This window comes from Nocardia fusca NBRC 14340 (assembly GCF_001618425.1).
Lineage (GTDB): Bacteria > Actinomycetota > Actinomycetes > Mycobacteriales > Mycobacteriaceae > Nocardia > Nocardia fusca.
The window spans coordinates 1-670 of the sequence record NZ_BDCU01000104.1 but is presented as its reverse complement, the minus strand read 5'-3'; the positions used below and the strand labels follow the sequence as shown (position 1 = coordinate 670).

Here is a 670-nt window from a genome sequence, read left to right as displayed (position 1 = left end):
GCCGACCCGCTTCGACAAGCGCGGTATGCGGCTATGAGCGGATGTTAGGTAGAAACCCGGCCGGACGCCCGACGGCGTCCCACCTGACACTTCCGAACATTTGTGCTCAGAGCTGTAGCGACTGGGTGCCGAGGACTGCGGCGAGGGCCAGGCGGTCGGCGTCCTCGGTGCCGGGCTCGGCGGTGTAGACGCTGATACGCAGGTCGTCCAAGGCAACGAGCAGCGTGTCGCAGTCGAGGGTGATCCGGCCGACCGCTGGGTGGTCGATGGTCTTGCGCCGGGATGGGGCGGCCAGGGACGGCGGGGCTTCGACGTCCCAGAGTTCGGCGAACCGCGCGCTACTGCCGGCCAGGTCAGCGACCAGGCGCCGCAGCGCGCGGTCGGCGGGGTAGCGCGACGCGGTCAGGCGCAGGTCGGCCACGAGCCGGGCTTCGTGTTCGGCCTGTTCGCGCGGGGTGTGCACGACCCGCGAGGGCAGCCGGGTGAGGTTGCGCCAGACGGCGTTGCGCTCCAGCCCGCGCCAGGTGGTCGTGTCGCCCATGAGCGCGCGGTACGGCGCATTGGCAAGCACGAGCGTCCAAGTGGCGTCGTAGACCACCACTGGCGTGTGCGAGCCGGTCGAGCAGCCGCTGCACACTGGGGATGACCCGCGACGGCACGACGTCCGGGC

At 71.0% G+C, this 670-nt stretch carries 1 protein-coding gene; it reads right to left on the bottom strand.

Annotation, left to right across the window (positions count from 1 at the left end):
• Positions 1 to 106: 106 nt before the first annotated feature.
• Complete coding sequence (locus tag NF4_RS36025) at positions 107 to 571, bottom strand: MmyB family transcriptional regulator (RefSeq protein ID WP_232330815.1); 465 nt, start codon at positions 569 to 571, stop codon at positions 107 to 109.
• Between the last annotated feature and the right edge of the window lie 99 nt (positions 572 to 670).